The following is a 17744-nucleotide window of genomic DNA, read 5'->3' as shown; positions in this document are numbered from 1 at the left end:
GACGGGGCGGTCACACCGCCTCGTCATCCGGGCGCGCGTGATTGCATGACGCGCGCACCCGCTCCAGCGCATCGCCGGCGTCGCGTGCCATGCGCTCATACTCGCGGCGGATTTCCTCCAGCCGTTCCTCGTCGAGTTCTTCCAGGTCCAGCAGCTCGTTGTTGGCCTCGGCGGTGGCGCGGATCAGCTCATCGAGCTTGATCTGGATCGCGGCGGTGTCCGCGTTCTGGCTGTGCTGGATCAGGAACACCATCAGGAAGGTGATGATGGTGGTGCCGGTGTTGATCACCAGCTGCCAGGTATCGTTGAACTTGAAGATCGGGCCGCTGGCGCCCCAGATCACGACGATGGCCAGCGCGCCGAGGAACGTCCACGGCGTTCCGGCGGCATAGGACGCCTTTTTGGCGACCAGGTTGAACACACGGCGGAGTTTCATGCGGCACGGCAGGGTGGTTGCGGTGCCTCATCATGGGCAGGCGCGCCGTGCACACGGCGTGCAGCGCGCGGCGTGGATCAGGCGCGTGCGCCCAGGCGCGGACGCGCGGACAGATCCTGGCGACCGGCGCGGTAGACATGCTCCCAGCATTGTTCGACGAAATCGCGGGCCTGCTCCTCGCTCAGGCGGGGCATGATCTGCAGGGCGTAGTGGGTCTGGAAGGATTCGTCGCGCTGCTCGTCGCTGGCACGCGGCTGGGTGATCAGCGAGTCGCAGGCGAACTTGATCCACGGCACGTAGTGTCCGAACGAACCGGCGCCGAGCGTGCCGTCGGCGTGGCGCTGACGCCAGTGGCCGACTTCGGCGTCAACGTCGATCACGGCGGGGATGGAAAGCGAGGCGGAAGACATGGTTGCGTCGATATGGAAGGAGGGAGTCCAGCAAGAGTGCGTAATGCGTGGTGCATGCGACGTCATGGCGATGTCGAGCCGGCGTGGCGGCCATCGCTGAAAGATTCAGGCGACACGCTGCCGAGGAGCTGTGCATGGGTGACCACGCCCAGCCGTTCGGCCAACGTGGCCAGCTGGTTGCACACATCGATGCAGCGCTTGGGGTGGGAAAGCATCAGCTCGTTCTGGATGGCCTGGTAGGCGCTCCAGAAGGGCGCGGAGTTGCGGTACTTGGTATAGGACACCTGCAGCTGTTCCCAGGCGAGAATCATGCTGGGTTCGACAGCGGCGGTGCGGCGTATTCGGGCGTTCATGGCGTCTCCTCGACGATGCAGCCCCCTGTGCATCCACCATAGGCGGTCATCGCTGCCCATTTGTTACCGCAGCGTGTGCAGCAGGTGCGACCGATGTGCGCAGCGCGTCCCTCATGCCACGCAGACGCTGCTGGCACAGCGTGTTCACTTCGCCGCCCGCACCTGAAGCGTTCAGAACGCGGATCCGCACCACGGCCGTTGCGTGGCCACGGCGCGCGCCCGGAGCAGGCGGCGCGCCGTGAACGCGACGGCTTACTCGCCGATGTCTTCGTTCCAGACCTCGGGGTGGGCCGAGATGAAACCACCCAGCAGGTCGATGCAGGCCTGGCTCTGCATGTCGATCACCGTCACGCCGTTCTCGCGCAGCCACTCGATGCCGCCCTGGAACGTCACCGATTCGCCGACCACCACCGTGCCGATGTTGAACTGGCGGACCAGCCCGCTGCAGTACCAGCAGGGGGCCAGCGTGGTCACCATGATGGTGTCCTGGTAGCGGCGCTGGCGGCCGGCCTTGCGGAACGCGTCGGTTTCGCCGTGCACCGAGGGGTCGCCTTCCTGCACCCGTCGGTTGTGGCCGCAGCCGAGCAGGCGGCCGTCGTTGTGGTACAGGGCCGCGCCGATCGGGATGCCGCCCTCGGCCAGGCCCTGGCGGGCTTCGGCGATGGCGGTTTCGAGCAGGGCAGCGTAATCGGGCGTGGTGATCATGGTCGGTCCGGTAAACAGGAGCGGCCATGATAGGCGGTGGGTGCCGCAGCGTCGCCAGCGGTGCGATAATCGGGGCCATGAGCGAATCCCCCTACAAGACTGGCACCACCCATTTCGGCTTCCGCGATGTCGCCGCCAAGGACAAGCAGAAGCTGGTGGGCGAAGTGTTCACCTCGGTCGCGCGCAGCTACGACCTGATGAACGACCTGATGAGCCTGGGCATCCACAGGGCGTGGAAGCGCTACTACGTGGCCACCGCGCAGGTGAAGCCGGGCGACCGCGTGCTCGATCTGGCCGGCGGCACCGGCGACATCGCCGCGCTGATCAAGGAACGCGTGGGCGAGGACGGCGAAGTGGTGCTCGGCGACATCAACGCGGGCATGCTCTCGGTGGGCCGCGACCGGCTGACCAACCGCGGTCTGGTCTCGGGCCTGCAGTACGTCCAGTGCAACGCCGAGGCCCTGCCGTTCCCGGATGCCAGCTTCGACCTGGTGACCATCGCCTTCGGCCTGCGCAACGTGACCGACAAGGATGCCGGCCTGCGCGAGATGTACCGGGTGCTCAAGGTGGGCGGCCAGGCGCGCGTGCTGGAGTTCTCCGAAGTCACCGCGGACTGGTTCAAGCCGATCTACGACTTCCACTCGTTCAAGATCCTGCCCAAGCTGGGCCAGCTGTTCGCACGCGACGGCGACAGCTACCAGTACCTCGCCGAGAGCATCCGCAAGCACCCGCCGCAGGAGCAGCTCAAGACCATGATGGGCGAGGCGGGCTTCGCGCGCTGCCACTACAAGAACCTGACCGGCGGCATCGTCTCGATCCACTCCGGCTATAAGGTGTGAAATCCGGTGCCCGTTCCCGCTGAGGGAGCGCGGCACCAGTGCGGGCAGGCCGGCGGAGAGGGCCTGCCATGCATCGTTACGCGGCCCCGTGGGCCGCGATGCCCCATGCGGGCCGCTCAGGGCCGCCACGAGGCCGCCTGCGCGCGGTTGCCCTGTGCGCGCGACTGAATAGGGCAGGTGGGGGGTAAACTGGTGGTTTCACCCTGATCGGTCCCGTACATGCGATCTCCGTTCCTGCTGATTCCCCTGGCCGTCGCGCTTGCCGCCGGCTGTTCCAAAGAGCCTGCCGCGCCCACCGCCGACCCTGCCGCCCAGACGCCGAGCGCCACTGCAGTGAAAGCCGACAACCGCAGCCACGACGAAAGCTCCTATGCCGAGCCGGACAAGGTCGTCATCAAGGACCTGGCGCTGGATCTGAAGCTGGATTTCGACAGCAAGCAGATTGGCGGCACCGCCACCTACACCCTGGAGTGGAAGGACAAGGCGGCCAAGCAGCTGGTGCTGGACACCCGCGAGCTGACCGTGGAGAAGGTCGAGGCGCTGGGCGCCGACGGCAAGGCCTCGCCGCTGGCGTTCGTGCTGGCCCCGGCCGACAAGGTGTTTGGCAGCAAGCTGAGCATCGAGGCGCCGGAACAGCCGGCCAAGGTGCAGATCACCTACCACACCGCGCCGACCGCCTCGGGCCTGCAGTGGCTGGAGCCGTCGATGACCGAGGGCAAGCAGCTGCCCTTCATGTTCAGCCAGTCGCAGGCCATCCACGCGCGTTCGTGGGTGCCGCTGCAGGACACCCCCAGCGTGCGTTTCACCTACAGCGCGCACGTGGTCTCGCGTCCGGACGTGATGGTGCTGATGAGCGCCGACAACGACCCCAAGGCCGCGCGTGACGGTGATTACACCTTCAAGATGCCGCAGCCGATCCCGTCCTACCTGCTGGCCATCGCCGCCGGTGACCTGGTGTTCGAGCCGATTTCCGGCCGCTCCGGCGTCTGGGCCGAACCGACCATGGTCGGCAAGGCGGTCAAGGAGTTCGAGGACACCGAGAAGATGATCGGTGCCGCCGAGAAGCTGTATGGCGAATACCGCTGGGGCCGCTACGACATGCTCGTGCTGCCGCCGTCGTTCCCGTTCGGCGGCATGGAAAACCCGCGCCTGACCTTCGCCACCCCGACCGTGATCGTGGGCGACAAGTCGCTGGTGTCGCTGGTGGCCCATGAGCTGGCGCACAGCTGGTCCGGCAACTTGGTGACCAACGCCAGCTGGAAGGACATCTGGCTCAACGAAGGCTTCACCACCTACGTGCAGGGCCGCATCACCGAAGCGCTGTATGGCCAGGAAATGGCTGAAATGGAGCGCGAGATCGACCAGAACGACCTGCTGGCCGAGGTCAAGGACATGAGCCCGGCCGACCAGGCGCTGGCCCTGCCGCCGCTGACCGAACGCGACCCGGACGAAGCGCTGAGCAACGTTGCCTACGTCAAGGGCTCGTGGTTCCTGCAGTTCCTGGAGCAGCGTTTCGGCCGCGAGACCTTCGATCCGTTCCTGCGTGGCTGGTTCGATGACCATGCCTTCCAGAGCGCGAACACCGACCAGTTCGTTGCGTACCTGAAGAAGAACCTGCTGCCGAAGAAGCCGGGCGCCGTCACCGACGCCGAGCTGAAGGCGTGGCTGGACGAGCCGGGCATCCCGTCGTTCGCGACCAAGGCGCGCTCGCGCAACTTCTCCATCGTCGATACCGCGCGCATCGCGTGGGATGGCAGCGGCAACCTGCCGACCCAGCAGATCACCGGCGAGTGGGGCACCCAGGAGTGGGTCCACTTCATCGATGGCCTGGGCAAGACCCTGCCGGTTGAAAAGCTGGCCGCGCTGGACAAGGCCTACCACTTCACCGGCACCGCCAATGGCGAAATCGCCATGCGCTGGTACCCGCTGGCGATCCGCAGTGGGTATGCCGAGGCCAACGAGGACGCCGCGGCATTCATCGAGCGCGTCGGCCGTCGCAAGCTGATCCTGCCGATCTATGCCGAACTGGTGAAGACCCCCGAAGGCCTGGTGCTGGCCAAGGCCGCCTTCGAGAAGGCCAAGCCGGGCTACCACCCGATCACCACCGCCTCGGTGCAGGACATGCTGGACAAGGCAAGCAAGTAGTGCCGGCCGCTGGCCGGCACCCCCGGCCAGCCAACACCGCGCGATGCAGTGCCTGAAAACGGCGGGGAAACCCGCCGTTTTCTTTTGTGGCGCGGCAACCTCGGTAAACTCGGGGAAAACTCCCGAACCGGACGTCTGCAATGAAACGACTGATCCTCATCGCGGCCTGCACGCTGGCCCTGGCCGCCTGCAGCAATCCCGAGGAAGAGCGCAAGGCACAGGAGGCTGCCGCTGCCGCTGCCAAGGCGCAGCAGGAGGCGAAGGCCGAAGGCGTGGCCAAGCAGTACGACATGGCGGTGGCCGCCCAGGACTGGGAGCGTGCGCGCATCCACGGCGGGTCGCTGCTGGACCAGTACAAGGACACCGACGTGGCGGCACGGATCGAGCCGGGCTACGCCGAGGTGAAGGTCAAGGCCGAGGCCGCGCGCGACCTGCGCCGCATGCAGGCCCTGTGGCAGTACAACCAGATTCCGGTGGGCAAGGGCACGCAGTTCTCGGCGCAGATCTACAGCAAGGAGCGCGTGGACGTGGACGGCAGCGGTGCCAAGACGGTGCAGCTGGTGTTCCGCGACCACCCCCAGTGGGAACGGCACGCCTACCTGGTGCTGCAGGCGGGCGACTTCCGCTGCCCGCAGTGCAAGGTGCAGGTCAGCGTGGATGGCGGCAAGCCGATCGCGATGGCCGCCTGGCGGCCGCAGACCGACGAGGCGATCGCGCTGTTCATCACCGACCAGAAGGCGCTGTGGAAGCTGGCGCGCAAGGCCAAGGTGATCAGCATCGAATTCCCGGTCAAGGCCGGCGGCACCCGTACGGCGGTGTTCGAGACCGGTGGGGTGGATACCACCCGCATGCCGAAGTGGTGGGAGTGACCGTGGCCGATGCCGCGCGGCCGTCAGCGGCACCGCTGTCGGCGATCCGCCACTGGGTGTTCGACATGGACGGCACCCTGACCGTGGCGGTGCATGACTTCGACCAGATCAAGCGCGCGCTGGGCATTCCGGTGGAGGAGGACATCCTGGCCCACCTGGCTGGGCTGTCGGCCGAGGCGGCCACGGCCAAGCACGCCTGGCTGCTGGAACACGAGCGCACGCTGGCGGAGGCCGCGCAGCCGGCTCCGGGCGCCGTGGCGCTGGTACGCGCGCTGCAGGCGCAGGGCTGCCGGCTGGGCATCCTGACCCGCAATGCGCGCACGCTGGCCGAGGTGACGCTGCAGGCGATCGGGCTGGGCGATGTGTTCGGCGCGGACGACATCATCGGCCGCGACGAAGCCGAGCCGAAGCCGTCGCCGGCCGGGCTGCTGCACTTCGTGCGGCGCTGGCAGGTGGACCCCGCGCAGGTGGTGATGGTGGGCGACTACCGCTTCGACCTGGAATGCGGGCGCGCGGCGGGCACCCGCACCCTGCTGGTCAACGCCCCGGACAACCCGTGGCCTGGCCTGGCCTGCTGGCACCTGGCCGACTGCCGCCAGGTACTGGAGACCTGGCAACACCCGTAGCGCCGGGTTCTACCCGGCTGCCGTCATGCGTTCAGCGCGTAACCGAACTGCTGCTTGAACTGTTCGTTGAACTCATCGAAGGTGAAGCGCTGGTTCTGGGTGCCGGGGTGTTCGACCTTCAGCGCGCCCATCAGGTTGCCCATGCGGCCGATCGTCAGCCAGTCGTAGCCCTTCTCGATGCCGTAGATCAGGCCGGCGCGGAACGCGTCGCCACAGCCGGTCGGGTCGACCACGCGGCGCTCGTGCGCCGGCGGGATGTCGTAGGTCTTTTCCGGGGTGTGGATGACCGCACCCTTCGGGCCGCGGGTGGTGATGTAGGCCTTGACCCGGCTCACGATCTGCTTTTCGTCCCAGCCGGTGCGCTCCTGCAGCAGGTTGGACTCGTAGTCGTTGACCACCACGTAGTCGGCCTGCTCGATGAAGGTGCGCAGTTCCGGGCCGTTGAACAGCGGCATGGCCTGGCCGGGGTCGAAGATGAACGGGACGCCACCGTCGAAGAATTCCTGCGAGTTCTGGATCATGCCTTCGCGGCCGTCCGGGCCGACCAGGCCCAGGGTCACGCCCGGCACGTCCTTCACGTGGTTCTCGTAGGACCGCATCATCGCGCCCGGGTGGAAGGCGGTGATCTGGTTGTTGTCGTGGTCGGTGGTGATGAACGCCTGCGGGGTGAACAGTTCGTCGATCACCTTGACCCGGCTCAGGTCGATGCCCAGGCCCTGGAAGTACTCGCGGTACGGCCCGAAGTCCGAGCCCACGGTGCCCATCGGGATCGGCTCGCCGCCCAGCAGGTGCAGGTTGTAGGCGATGTTGCCGGCGCAGCCGCCGAACTCGCGGCGCATGCGCGGGACCAGGAACGACACGTTCAGAATGTGGACCTTGTCCGGCAGGATGTGATTCTTGAACTGGTCCGGGAACACCATGATGGTGTCGAAGGCAAGAGAACCACAGATCAAAGCGGACATCGATTAAGGCCTATGCGGAGAGGGTGTTGAGGCCCGTCGGGCGGGCAACGAAACGGCGCCCTCGGGCGCCCTGCGGCGCAAAGGTTAACGGGTGAGACGCCACAGGGCCAGAACCTGGGCTGTCCGGATTGGGCTGAATGGCCGTGAAGGCTGGCTTTGCACCAGATTTGTCCTTGCTCGCGCACAGGGGGATTGCTAGGCTTGTCTGCCTCGAATTCTGCCCATTTTTTCGCCATCCCGCGTTGGGCGCGACACCCCTCAGGATCAACTCCCAGATGTTCAAGAAACTGCGTGGCATGTTCTCCAATGACCTGTCCATCGACCTGGGCACGGCCAACACCCTCATTTTCGTGCGTGGGCAGGGGATCGTGCTGAATGAGCCGTCGGTCGTGGCCGTGCGCCAGGACCGCGCCATCGGTGGCACCCGTTCGGTCGCCGCGGTCGGCGCCGAGGCCAAGCAGATGCTGGGCCGTACCCCGGGCCATATCACCACCATCCGCCCGATGAAGGACGGCGTCATCGCCGACTTCACCTACACCGAGGCGATGCTCAAGCACTTCATCAAGAAGGTGCACAAGTCGCGCTTCCTGCGCCCGAGCCCGCGCGTGCTGGTGTGCGTGCCGGCCGGCTCGACCCAGGTCGAGCGCCGCGCGATCAAGGAATCGGCCGAAGAGGCCGGTGCGCGCGACGTGTTCCTGATCGAGGAACCGATGGCCGCTGCGATCGGCGCCGGCATGCCGGTGACCGAAGCGCGCGGTTCGATGGTCATCGACATCGGCGGCGGTACCACCGAAGTGGCCGTGATCTCGCTGAACGGCATCGTCTACTCGGCGTCGGTGCGCATCGGTGGCGACCGCTTCGACGAGTCGATCACCAACTACGTGCGCCGCAACCACGGCATGCTGATCGGTGAAGCCACCGCCGAGCGCATCAAGGTCGAGCTGGGCTGCGCCTACCCGCAGGCCGAAGTGATCGAGATGGAGATCTCCGGGCGCAACCTCGCCGAGGGCGTGCCGAAGATGATCAAGATCAGCTCCAACGAGGTGCTCGAAGCCCTGCACGAACCGCTGTCGGGCATCGTCAGCGCGGTCAAGCTGGCGCTGGAGCAGACCCCGCCGGAACTGTGCGCCGACGTCGCCGAGCGCGGCATCGTGCTGACCGGCGGTGGCGCGCTGCTGCGCGACCTGGACCGCCTGATCTCCGAGGAAACCGGGCTGCACGTGCAGGTGGCCGACGACCCGCTGACCTGCGTGGCCCGCGGTGGCGGTCGTGCGCTGGAACTGGTGGACATGCACGGCAGCGAGTTCTTTGCGCCGGAGTAAGCCGTACCGGACCTGTTCGACGGACGCGCCCCTGCGCGTGATGCCGGTGGCGTGCGCGCCACGCCGGGCATCGCAGCGCTGGGGCGTTGTCGCATCCCCAACACCTTTTCCAGTCGAAGCCTGTCGTGCCGCCTTATGCCGGTCCTCCCGTAGCCTCCCGCCAGGGTGATGCCAGCAGCCCGCTGCGGCTGCTTGCCTACCTGGCCCTGGCCATCGTCCTGATCGTGCTTGACGACCAGGCCGGCTGGCTCGCCCGCCTGCGCGCGCAGGCCAATGTGCTGGTGCAGCCGGTCTGGGCCCTGGCCGGGTTGCCGGGCAGGCTTGGCACCCAGGTCAAGGACAACGCGGCCAGCCACGGCCAGCTGGTGGCCGAGAACCGCGAGCTGCGCAACCAGCTGCTGATCGCCAATGCGCGCCTGACCCGCCTGCAGACCGCCGCGCTGGACAACGCCCAGCTGCGCGAACTGCTCAACGTGGCCGAGCGCAGCGGCCTGGACGTGCAGCTGGCGCCGATCCTGGACATCGACCTGGACCCGGTGCGCCAGCGCCTGGTACTGGCCGCAGGCACCCGCGACGGGGTGCACATGGGGCAGGCGGTGATCGATGCCGGCGGCCTGATGGGGCAGGTGATCGCCACGACCGGCAACAGTGCCACGGTGCTGCTGCTGACCGACCCGGACCATGCCGTACCGGTGACGGTGGCGCGCAATGGCGTGCGCCTGATCGTCTACGGGCGCGGCGACACCCTGGAACTGCGCGACATCCCGCTCAGCGCAGGGGTCGAAGTGGGCGATGAGATCGTCACCTCCGGCCTGGGCGGCCGCTTCCCGGCCGGGTTCCCGGTCGGCAGCATCACCGCGCTGCGCCCGGACGACACCCACGCCTTCCTGGTGGGCGAGCTCAAGCCCGCCGCCCAGCTCGACCGTGGCCGAGACGTTTTGCTGCTCAGGCCCGGTGCCGCCATCCACGTCCCGCCGAACCTGCAGCTCTCCGAAGCCGCCGGCGGCCCGGCGGCCCCACCGGTCGCCGGCCGCCAACCCCCGCCCACCGTCCCGGTGGTGCCGGCCGCTGGCCCGGCATCGCCGGCCATCGCACCCCGCGAAACGGGCGTACCGCCGCCGGAGGAACAGCGATGAGCCGCCTGCGCGACAAACCCTGGGTGCTGCCGGTCAGCCTGGTGCTGGCCCTGCTGCTGGGCCTGCTGCCGTTGCCGTCGCTGCTGCAGCCGCTGCGTCCGTATTGGCTGGCGCTGGTGCTGGCCTACTGGGTGATCGAAGCGCCCGACCGGGTCGGCCTGGGCATCGCCTTTGCCAGCGGCGTGGTGGCTGACCTGCTGTACGGCGGGGTGCTCGGCGAACAGTCGCTGCGCCTGGTCATGCTGACCTTCATCCTGCAGCGCTTCCGTGCACGGATCCGCTTCTTCCCGATGTCCCAGCAGATGCTGGCCATCGGCGGGCTGCTGTTCAACGACCGCATCGTCAGCGCGGTGGTGCACATCGTGGTGGGCGAACCGACCCTGCCGTGGTCGTACTGGTGGGCGCCGCTGCTGGGCATGGGGCTGTGGCCGCTGGTGTTCATGCTGCTCGACGCCGTGCGCTTCGGACGTCGCGGGCGCTGACATGAACATGCGCCGCCAGGCCAAGAACCCCCATGCCGAAGCCGAGCAGTTCCGGCGCCGTGCCGCGCTGGGTTTCCTCGGCGTGCTGGTCTGCCTGTTCGGACTGGGCGCCTGGTACTTCAAGCTGCAGGTGCTCGACCACGACATCTACGCCACGCGCTCGGAAGCCAACCGGATCAAGCCGCGCCCGGTGGTGCCCGGGCGCGGGATGATCTACGACCGCAACGGCCGGCTGCTGGCCGAGAACGTGCCGGCGTTCCGGCTCGACATCACCCCGGACAAGGTCAAGGACATGGATGCCACCCTGGCCGGGTTGGCGAAGATCCTGGACCTGAGCCCGGAAGATATCGAGACCTTCAACAAGTCGCGCAAGGCGCGTCGCAGCTTCCTTCCGGTCACGCTGAAACTGCGCGTCACCGACGAGGAAATGGCGCGCTTCGCGGTGGACCGCTGGCGGTTCCCGGGCGTGGAGCTGGAGCCCTACCTGACCCGGCGCTACCCGTACGGCGACCTGTTCGCGCACATCATCGGCTACGTCGGCCGCGTGGATGACAAGGACCTGGAGATGCTGGGCGAGGGCAACGCCGCGCTGACCCACATCGGCAAGTCCGGGCTGGAGCGCTATTACGAAGCACAGCTGCGCGGCAAGGTCGGCTACGAGCAGGTTGAAACCAACGTGCAGGGCCGTGCCATCCGCACCATCGGCCGCGTCGCCGCGCAGTCCGGCAGCGACCTGCGCCTGTCCATCGACACCGACCTGCAGCGCGCGATGGTGGCCGCCTTCGGCGACTTCGAAGGTGCGGCGGTGGCGATGGACCCGCGCACCGGTGAAGTGCTGGCGATGGTCAGCCTGCCATCCTACGACCCCAACCTGTTCGTCAACGGCATCTCCCATGCCGACTTCAAGGCCCTCAACGACAACCCCTCGCGGCCGCAGTTCAACCGCCTGGTACTGGGTGGCGTGGCACCGGGTTCGACCATCAAGCCGCTGATCGGCCTGGCCGGGCTGGACAGCGGCGTGCGCAAGCCCGAAGACAAGATCCTGTCCACCGGCATGTTCTACCTGCCGGGTACCTCGCGTGGCTGGGGCGATGCCAACCGCGGCGGGCATGGCTGGACCGACCTGCGCAAGTCGATCACCCAGTCGGTCAACACGTACTACTACCGGCTGGCGCTGGACATGGGCATCGAGCGCTTCGACCAGTACATGGGGTACTACGGCTTCGGTGCACCCACCGGTATCGACCTGACCGGCGAGATCGGCGGCATCCTGCCCTCGCCGCAGAACAAGTACAAGGCGCGCAAGGAGCGCTGGTACCCGGGCGACACGGTCAACGTCAGCATCGGCCAGGGCGACTGGAAGGTCACCCCGCTGCAGCTGGTGCATGGGGTGGGCGGCATCGGCGACGGCCAACTGCGCACGCCGCACCTGGTGATGCAGGAGCGCGATGGTTTCGACGCCGAGTGGACCGCCGTGGAAGCCGGCCCGACCAAGCCGATCAGCCCCAACGCCAGCAATCTGCAGGCGGTGCGCGAAGGCATGATGGGGACCATGCGCCCGGGCGGCAGCGGCGCGCGCGCGGCCGCCGGCGCGCCGTACACCATCGCCGGCAAGACCGGTACCGCGCAGGTGATCAGCCGCCGCGGCACTGCGGCCGTCAATCCCAAGAGCCTGCCGCTGCACCTGCGCCACCGGTCGTTGTTCGTCGGCTTCGCGCCGGCCGAAAACCCGGTGATCGCGCTGGCCATCGCGGTGGAAGGCGGCGGCTACGGCGGCTCGGCGGCCGCGCCGATCGCCCGCAAGCTGTTCGATGCCTGGCTGCTGGGCAAGATGCCCGATGGCCTGGAGCCGCTGGACAGCGAGCGCGGCACCACCGCGATCGGCATCACCGCCTTCGACGGCGGCGACCTCAACGTGCGCCAGGCCGGCGATGCCGCTGCTGCGACGCTGGAACTGCTGCCGGTGCAGGTGGGTGTGCCTGCCGCGCCCGAGCCTGCGCCGCTGCCCGCGCCGCTGCCGGGTGCACCGCCACCGCCTGCCGCCGCACCGCCCACCGCGCCGGAGCGCAGCCGATGAACGTGTTCCTGCGCTGGGCCACCGACATGGCCGTGCGGTTCTTCAGCACCCTGGACTGGGTGCTGTGCCTGGCCCTGGGCACGCTGATGCTGATCGGCCTGGCGGTGCTCAAGAGCGCCGGCGGCGATGGCCTGGTCTTCGCGCAGGGCGCGCGCTTCGTGGTCGGTCTGGCCGCGATGTGGGCGATCTCGCGGGTGCCGATCCTGCGCATCCGGTCGGCCACGCCGCTGATCTATGCCGTGTCGATGATTCCGCTGCTGGCGGTGTTCGTGCTTGGCACCGGCAAGTACGGCCGACAGTGGCTGGACCTGAAACTGTTCTACCTGCAGCCGGCCGAGCTGCTCAAGGTCAGCCTGCCGATGATGGTGGCCTGGTACCTGCACAAGATGCCCCTGCCGCCGCGCTTTTCCACGGTGATGGTCAGCGCGGTGATCATCGGCGTGCCGACCGGGCTGGTGATGCTGCAGCCGGACTTCGGCACCGGTGTGCTGATCGCGGCCAGCGGCGCGTTCGTGCTGCTGCTGGCCGGGCTGCCGTGGTGGTGGGTGGGCGTGGCCGTCGGCGGCGTGGCCGCTGCCGCGCCGGTGGCCTGGATCTGGCTGCTGCGGCCGTACCAGAAGGACCGCATCATGATGTTCCTGGACCCGGAAATGGACGCGCTCGGTGCGGGCTGGAACATCATCCAGTCCAAGATCGCGATCGGTTCGGGCGGCTTCGATGGCAAGGGCTGGGGGCAGGGCTCGCAGTCGCACCTGAACTTCATTCCCGAGCAGACCACCGACTTCGCCTTCTCCGTGCTCAGCGAAGAATTCGGCTGGATCGGCGTGGCCGTCGTGCTGGCGCTCTACCTGGTGGTGATCGGGCGTTGCCTGTGGATCGCCAGCCAGTCGCGCGACTCCTACTCGCGGCTGCTGGCCGGTGCCACCGGCCTGGCGTTCTTCGTCTACGTGCTGGTCAACGGCGGGATGATCTCCGGCCTGCTGCCCGTGGTCGGCGTGCCGATGCCGTTGATCAGCTACGGCGGCACCTCGGCGGTATCGCTGCTGGCCGGCTTCGGCCTGGTGATGGCCGCGCGCACCTACAACCCGGTGCACGGCGGCTACGGCTGAGCCGAAGACGCCCGTGGCGCAGGCGGTGCCGGGCGGCCGGCGAGCGCATGGCGAGGTGTTGCCAGTGGACGCGTCGTCAACGAATCCCATAAAAAGTGAGAAGTGGCGCACAGATACGATGCGACTTGATCCTGATCAATGGACTTGTCGCAATCGGCCTGCACAATGGCGGCCCGCCAGCAAAGACGCGTCGAGCCAAGCGATGCGCAGGGGAGTTTGGCGGGGAGCAGTTGACCTCATGGGCACATGGGGCGAGGCGCGCGCTGGGGAGATGCGCGCCGCGCCGGTGCCGACCTGGTCGGTTTGGCCGGTTGCGTCTGCGGGGATGGGGACGCAACCGGCAAGACCTTACGGCCGGCCATCGGTCCAGATGAATGGGGAACCCTCGAACCGGCGAATGAGTTGACGCCGCAATTCGTTGTGATTCATGGTGTTAGGGGTTTTAATTCATCCATGACCTGCTAACCTGCCTCGATGATTCGACGCACTCTGGCCTGCATGCTCACGCTCGGTTTGGTCGCCTGCGCGACCCAGCCGCCTTCTCCCGCCCCGTCGCCGCAGGCCTCGGGTGCTCCGAACAAGCCCGCCCACGGGCACAAGGGTCCGGCCGAAGCCGCGCCCGAAGCGGCCGCAGCGACCGCGCCGCCGGTGGACCTGACCCCGGTGCCGTTCGAGGTCGCACGCGCCAATTTCGTCCGCGATACCGCCGCCCGCTACGGCATTCCCGCCGCGCAGATCGAGGCCACCCTGGCCCAGGCGCAGATCCGCGATCCGATCATCGCCGCGATGTCGCGCCCGGCCGAGCGGGTCAAGCCGTGGAACGAGTACCGGCCGATGTTCATCAGCCAGGCGCGGATCGACGGCGGCCGGGCCTTCCTTGCCGAACACCGCGGCGAACTGATGCGGGTGCAGGAACGCACCGGCGTGCCGGCCGAAGTGATCGTGGCGATCATCGGCGTGGAAACCAGCTACGGCCGCAACACCGGCAGCTATCGCGTGCTCGACGCGCTGTACACGCTGGCCTTCAAGTATCCGCGCAGCGGCGACCCGGCCAAGCTGGAGCGCGAGGTGCGCCGTGAGCTGTTCTTCCGCGATGAACTGGCGCGTCTGTTCGCGCTGACCCGCGATGAGAAGCTGGACATCCTCTCGATCAAGGGCAGCTACGCCGGCGCGATGGGCATGGGCCAGTTCATGCCGTCCAGTTACCTGGATTACGCGGTGGACGGCAATGGCGATGGCCGCCGCGACCTGTTCAACAGCTACGACGACGTGTTCTCCTCGATCGCCAATTACTTCGTCAAGAAGGGCGGCTGGGTGCGCGGCGGTCCGGTCGCGGTGCCGGCCACCCTGCAGGCCGGGCGCGAGCCGTTCGATCCCACCGAGTGGGCCCCGACCTGGACCTTGTCCGATCTGGCCCAGCGTGGCTATCAGCCGAGCGTGCCGGTCGCCGCCGGCCTGACCGCAACCCCGATCACGCTGGAAGCCAGCACCGGCAAGCAGTACTGGCTGGGCTTCCAGAACTACTACGCGATCACCCGTTACAACCTCTCGAAAATGTATGCGATGGCCGTGTACCAGCTTTCCCAGGCCATCGCCGGACAGGAGCTGCCGCCGGCATGAACGCATTCGCACGCTTCAGATGGCTGATCCCGGGGATGTTGATACTGGCGCTGGCCGCCTGCAGCAGTGCGCCGAAGAAGCCGGCCGCCGGCATCGGGGGCGGCAAGCCCGCCGGCACGGTGGTGCAGGGCAAGGGCAAGGGCGGGCGTCCGGCGCATTGCCCCGACGGTTCGCCGTACGCGGCGGCGGCCGAGGACCCGTCCACGCGCGGGGACTACCGCGCCGGTGGCCTGTACAAACCGGGCGTCAATGACAGCACCCCCACCTACATTCCGAACGTCGCCTGCATTCCCGAGCCGGAGGTGGTCAACCTGCCGCGCTCGCCGGTGGGCAACAAATCGCCGTACGTGGTGCTGGGCAAGCAGTACGAGGTGATGGACAGGACCGGCGGCTATGCCGAGAAGGGCACCGCCTCGTACTACGGCGCCAAGTTCCACGGGCGCCTGACCTCCAACCGCGAGGTGTACGACATGTACGCCTTCACGGCCGCGCACAAGACGCTGCCGCTGCCGAGCTTCGCGCGGGTGACCAACCTGGACAACGGCGAGTCGGTGATCGTGCGGGTCAACGATCGTGGCCCGTTCCATGACGGCCGGGTCATCGACCTCAGCTACGCCGCTGCGGTGCGTCTGGGCATCACCCAGCGCGGCACCGGCAACGTGGAGGTACGTGCGCTGAGCCCGGGCGAGGACAACCTGCTGGCCTCGGCCGACAAGCCGTCGCGGCGCGAGCGCCGCGACGCGGCCGCTGCAGCCAAGGCCAGCGAGATGGACGCGCTGGTCGGCAAGCTGCCGGCTGCCGCCAGCGCCCGCACGCCTCCCAAGGCCGGCGCCGAGGCCTACCGCTACCGTGTCGCCGACAGCGCCAAGCCGGGCAACGCGGACAACTTCGATAACTGGATGCGCGACAACGGGGTGCGCGTGGCCACCGGCAAGCCGGCCGCCACCCAGGCCGCACCGACCGACAGCGCGCCGGTGAGTGTGGCCGCGCTGCCGCCTGCCGCCCCCCGGGCACCGACCCCCGTGGCCGCCGCACCGGCACGCCCGGCCGCCGGCGCCAGCCTGCCGCAGCAGGTGCTGGGCAGCGTGCTGCTGCAGGTGGCCAGCTTCGCCAGCCGCGACAACGCCACCCGCGCGCTGGGCCAGCTGTCCTCCGCGGGTATCGCCGGCGCCAGCATCAGCGACATCGTCAGCGGCGGCCGGACCCTGTGGCGCCTGCGGGTGCCGGCGCCCGACCATGCCAGCGCCTCGGAACTTGCCGGCCGCATCGCCGGTCTGGGATTCGGGTCCCCGCAGATCGTCAAGGACTGACCTTCACACCCGGCACGCGGTCTGCGCCGCGTGCCTACGCTCCGTGGGCCTACAATGCCCGTTGTCCTTCCATCTCCCCTTGGCGCCCTCCAGGAGCTTGCTGTCCGATGAAATTCCGCTTTGCCGCCGTTGCCATGACCACGACCCTGTTCGTGGGCCTGGTTTCCGCCCAGACCCCCCTGCCCACCCCGGCGCCGACGCCCGCACCCGCGGCTGCCCCGGCGACGGTAGCCACCCCGCCGGCCCCGGTGCCGAGCGTTTCCAAGGCGTGGGTCCTCATGGACTACGCGACCGGGCAGGTGCTGGCCGGTGAGAACGCGAATGTGCAGCTGGCCCCGGCCAGCATCACCAAGGTGATGACCTCGTACGTGGTCGCCGCCGAGGTCAAGAACGGCAAGGTCCGTCCCGACGACCAGGTGATGATGAGCGAGCGCGCCTGGCGCGAAGGTGGCGCCGGTACCGATGGCAGCTACAGCGGCTTCCCGGTCAACCAGACCGCGCGTCTGGAAGACATGGAAAAGGGCATGGCCATCCAGTCCGGCAACGATGCCGCGATCGCGCTGGCCGAGCACGTGGCCGGCAGCGAGGAAGCCTTTGCGTCGCTGATGAACAGCTACGCCGCCAAGATCGGCATGAAGGACTCGCATTTCGTCAACGCGCACGGTCTGAGCGCGCCGGGCCACCACACCACCGCGTACGACCTGGCACTGCTGGGCCGTGCGATGGTGCGCGACTACCCGGAGACCTACGCCTACAACAAGGTGAAGGAATTCACCGTGGGCAACATCACCCAGCCCAACCGCAACCTGCTCCTGTGGCGCGACCAGAGCGTGGACGGGATCAAGACCGGCCACACGTCCGAAGCGGGCTACTGCCTGATGAGTTCGGCGCAGCGTGGCGATCAGCGTCTGATCGCGGTGGTGCTGGGCGGCAGCTCGGAGAAGCAGCGCGCCGACGACAGCCTGGCGCTGTTGAACTGGGGCTTCCGCTTCTTCGAAACGCACCGCATGTACGAGCCGGGCAAGGTCGTGGCCGAGCACAAGGTGTGGAAGGGCAAGGCCGACAACGTGCAGCTGGGCGTGGCCCAGCCGCTGCTGGTGAGCGTGCCGCGTGGCCGCTACAACGACCTGAAGCCGAGCATCGATGTGCCCAAGACGCTGGAGGCGCCGTTCACCGCGGGCCAGCAGATCGGCACGCTGAAGGTGATGCTGGACGGCAAGGTGGTCGCGCAGGCCCCGCTGGTGGCCGTGGCGGCAGTGGAAGAAGCCGGCTTCTTCAAGCGCCTGTGGGACAGCTTCTGGATGTGGTGGGAATCGGAATAACGCAGCAGCGCCGGCCGTGGG

General features: G+C 68.1%; 17 protein-coding genes. 12 read left to right on the top strand and 5 right to left on the bottom strand.

Translation table 11 applies throughout. From position 1 onward, the window contains the following. Nucleotides 1-10: 10 nt before the first annotated feature. The 4 genes from ACLB90_RS06695 to ACLB90_RS06680 form a co-directional block, all read right to left on the bottom strand. Nucleotides 11-436 (bottom strand): low affinity iron permease family protein, encoded by a 426-nt coding sequence (locus tag ACLB90_RS06695; protein ID WP_411852194.1) that lies wholly within the window; start codon nucleotides 434-436, stop codon nucleotides 11-13. Between the two features lie 77 nt (nucleotides 437-513). Further along, nucleotides 514-846, bottom strand: coding sequence for a hypothetical protein (locus tag ACLB90_RS06690; RefSeq protein ID WP_411852193.1), 333 nt, complete (start codon nucleotides 844-846; stop codon nucleotides 514-516). Nucleotides 847-908: 62 nt separating this feature from the next. Then, nucleotides 909-1199 (bottom strand): hypothetical protein, encoded by a 291-nt coding sequence (locus ACLB90_RS06685; protein ID WP_411852192.1) that lies wholly within the window; start codon nucleotides 1197-1199, stop codon nucleotides 909-911. A 252-nt stretch (nucleotides 1200-1451) separates the two neighbouring features. Continuing rightward, a complete protein-coding gene (locus tag ACLB90_RS06680) occupies nucleotides 1452-1904 on the bottom strand; it encodes a nucleoside deaminase (protein ID WP_320491854.1) in 453 nt (150 codons plus the stop codon). Between the two features lie 77 nt (nucleotides 1905-1981). On the opposite strand from ACLB90_RS06680, the gene ubiE reads away from it, so the two are divergent. The 4 genes from ubiE to ACLB90_RS06660 all read left to right on the top strand — a co-directional run bounded on the left by ubiE (nucleotide 1982) and on the right by ACLB90_RS06660 (nucleotide 6383). Further along, nucleotides 1982-2743, top strand: coding sequence for a bifunctional demethylmenaquinone methyltransferase/2-methoxy-6-polyprenyl-1,4-benzoquinol methylase UbiE (ubiE, locus tag ACLB90_RS06675; protein ID WP_017356645.1), 762 nt, complete (start codon nucleotides 1982-1984; stop codon nucleotides 2741-2743). Nucleotides 2744-2962: 219 nt separating this feature from the next. Beyond that, nucleotides 2963-4888, top strand: a complete 1926-nt coding sequence (locus tag ACLB90_RS06670; protein WP_411852191.1) for a M1 family metallopeptidase — start codon at nucleotides 2963-2965, stop codon at nucleotides 4886-4888. Between the two features lie 140 nt (nucleotides 4889-5028). Beyond that, nucleotides 5029-5757 carry a hypothetical protein gene (locus ACLB90_RS06665; RefSeq protein ID WP_411852190.1) on the top strand — a complete coding sequence of 243 codons (729 nt, stop codon included), beginning with the start codon at nucleotides 5029-5031 and terminating at the stop codon, nucleotides 5755-5757. Further along, complete coding sequence (locus ACLB90_RS06660) at nucleotides 5745-6383, top strand: HAD family hydrolase (RefSeq protein WP_411852189.1); 639 nt, start codon at nucleotides 5745-5747, stop codon at nucleotides 6381-6383. The genes ACLB90_RS06665 and ACLB90_RS06660 overlap by 13 nt, the downstream gene beginning before the upstream one ends. Before the next feature lie 23 nt (nucleotides 6384-6406). Here ACLB90_RS06660 and ACLB90_RS06655 read toward each other — a convergent pair whose 3' ends face one another. Next, nucleotides 6407-7345, bottom strand: coding sequence for a carbohydrate kinase family protein (locus ACLB90_RS06655; protein ID WP_017355499.1), 939 nt, complete (start codon nucleotides 7343-7345; stop codon nucleotides 6407-6409). A 275-nt stretch (nucleotides 7346-7620) separates the two neighbouring features. On the opposite strand from ACLB90_RS06655, the gene ACLB90_RS06650 reads away from it, so the two are divergent. The 8 genes from ACLB90_RS06650 to ACLB90_RS06615 all read left to right on the top strand — a co-directional run bounded on the left by ACLB90_RS06650 (nucleotide 7621) and on the right by ACLB90_RS06615 (nucleotide 17723). Continuing rightward, nucleotides 7621-8667: a rod shape-determining protein gene (locus tag ACLB90_RS06650; protein ID WP_411852188.1), complete on the top strand. Its 1047-nt coding sequence runs from the start codon at nucleotides 7621-7623 to the stop codon at nucleotides 8665-8667. A gap of 125 nt (nucleotides 8668-8792) precedes the next feature. Then, nucleotides 8793-9803: a rod shape-determining protein MreC gene (gene mreC, locus ACLB90_RS06645; RefSeq protein ID WP_411852187.1), complete on the top strand. Its 1011-nt coding sequence runs from the start codon at nucleotides 8793-8795 to the stop codon at nucleotides 9801-9803. After that, nucleotides 9800-10285: a rod shape-determining protein MreD gene (gene mreD, locus ACLB90_RS06640; RefSeq protein ID WP_411852186.1), complete on the top strand. Its 486-nt coding sequence runs from the start codon at nucleotides 9800-9802 to the stop codon at nucleotides 10283-10285. Before mreC ends, mreD begins: the two co-directional genes overlap by 4 nt. Nucleotide 10286: 1 nt before the next feature. After that, on the top strand, nucleotides 10287-12362 hold the full coding sequence (mrdA, locus tag ACLB90_RS06635; RefSeq protein WP_411852185.1) for a penicillin-binding protein 2: 2076 nt from the start codon (nucleotides 10287-10289) through the stop codon (nucleotides 12360-12362). Continuing rightward, nucleotides 12359-13471, top strand: a complete 1113-nt coding sequence (gene rodA / locus ACLB90_RS06630; protein ID WP_411852184.1) for a rod shape-determining protein RodA — start codon at nucleotides 12359-12361, stop codon at nucleotides 13469-13471. Before mrdA ends, rodA begins: the two co-directional genes overlap by 4 nt. 474 nt (nucleotides 13472-13945) lie before the next feature. After that, the gene (gene mltB, locus ACLB90_RS06625) at nucleotides 13946-15091 is read left to right on the top strand and encodes a lytic murein transglycosylase B (protein ID WP_411852183.1); all 1146 of its coding nucleotides are present in this window, start codon (nucleotides 13946-13948) and stop codon (nucleotides 15089-15091) included. Continuing rightward, complete coding sequence (locus ACLB90_RS06620; RefSeq protein WP_411852182.1) at nucleotides 15088-16401, top strand: septal ring lytic transglycosylase RlpA family protein; 1314 nt, start codon at nucleotides 15088-15090, stop codon at nucleotides 16399-16401. The genes mltB and ACLB90_RS06620 overlap by 4 nt, the downstream gene beginning before the upstream one ends. Nucleotides 16402-16508: 107 nt before the next feature. Next, nucleotides 16509-17723 (top strand): D-alanyl-D-alanine carboxypeptidase family protein, encoded by a 1215-nt coding sequence (locus ACLB90_RS06615; RefSeq protein ID WP_411852181.1) that lies wholly within the window; start codon nucleotides 16509-16511, stop codon nucleotides 17721-17723. Nucleotides 17724-17744 lie beyond the last annotated feature (21 nt).

The sequence above is a fragment of the Stenotrophomonas sp. LGBM10 genome (assembly GCF_046736075.1).
Classification (GTDB): Bacteria; Pseudomonadota; Gammaproteobacteria; order Xanthomonadales; family Xanthomonadaceae; genus Stenotrophomonas.
This window is presented reverse-complemented; position numbering and strand designations above follow the sequence as displayed.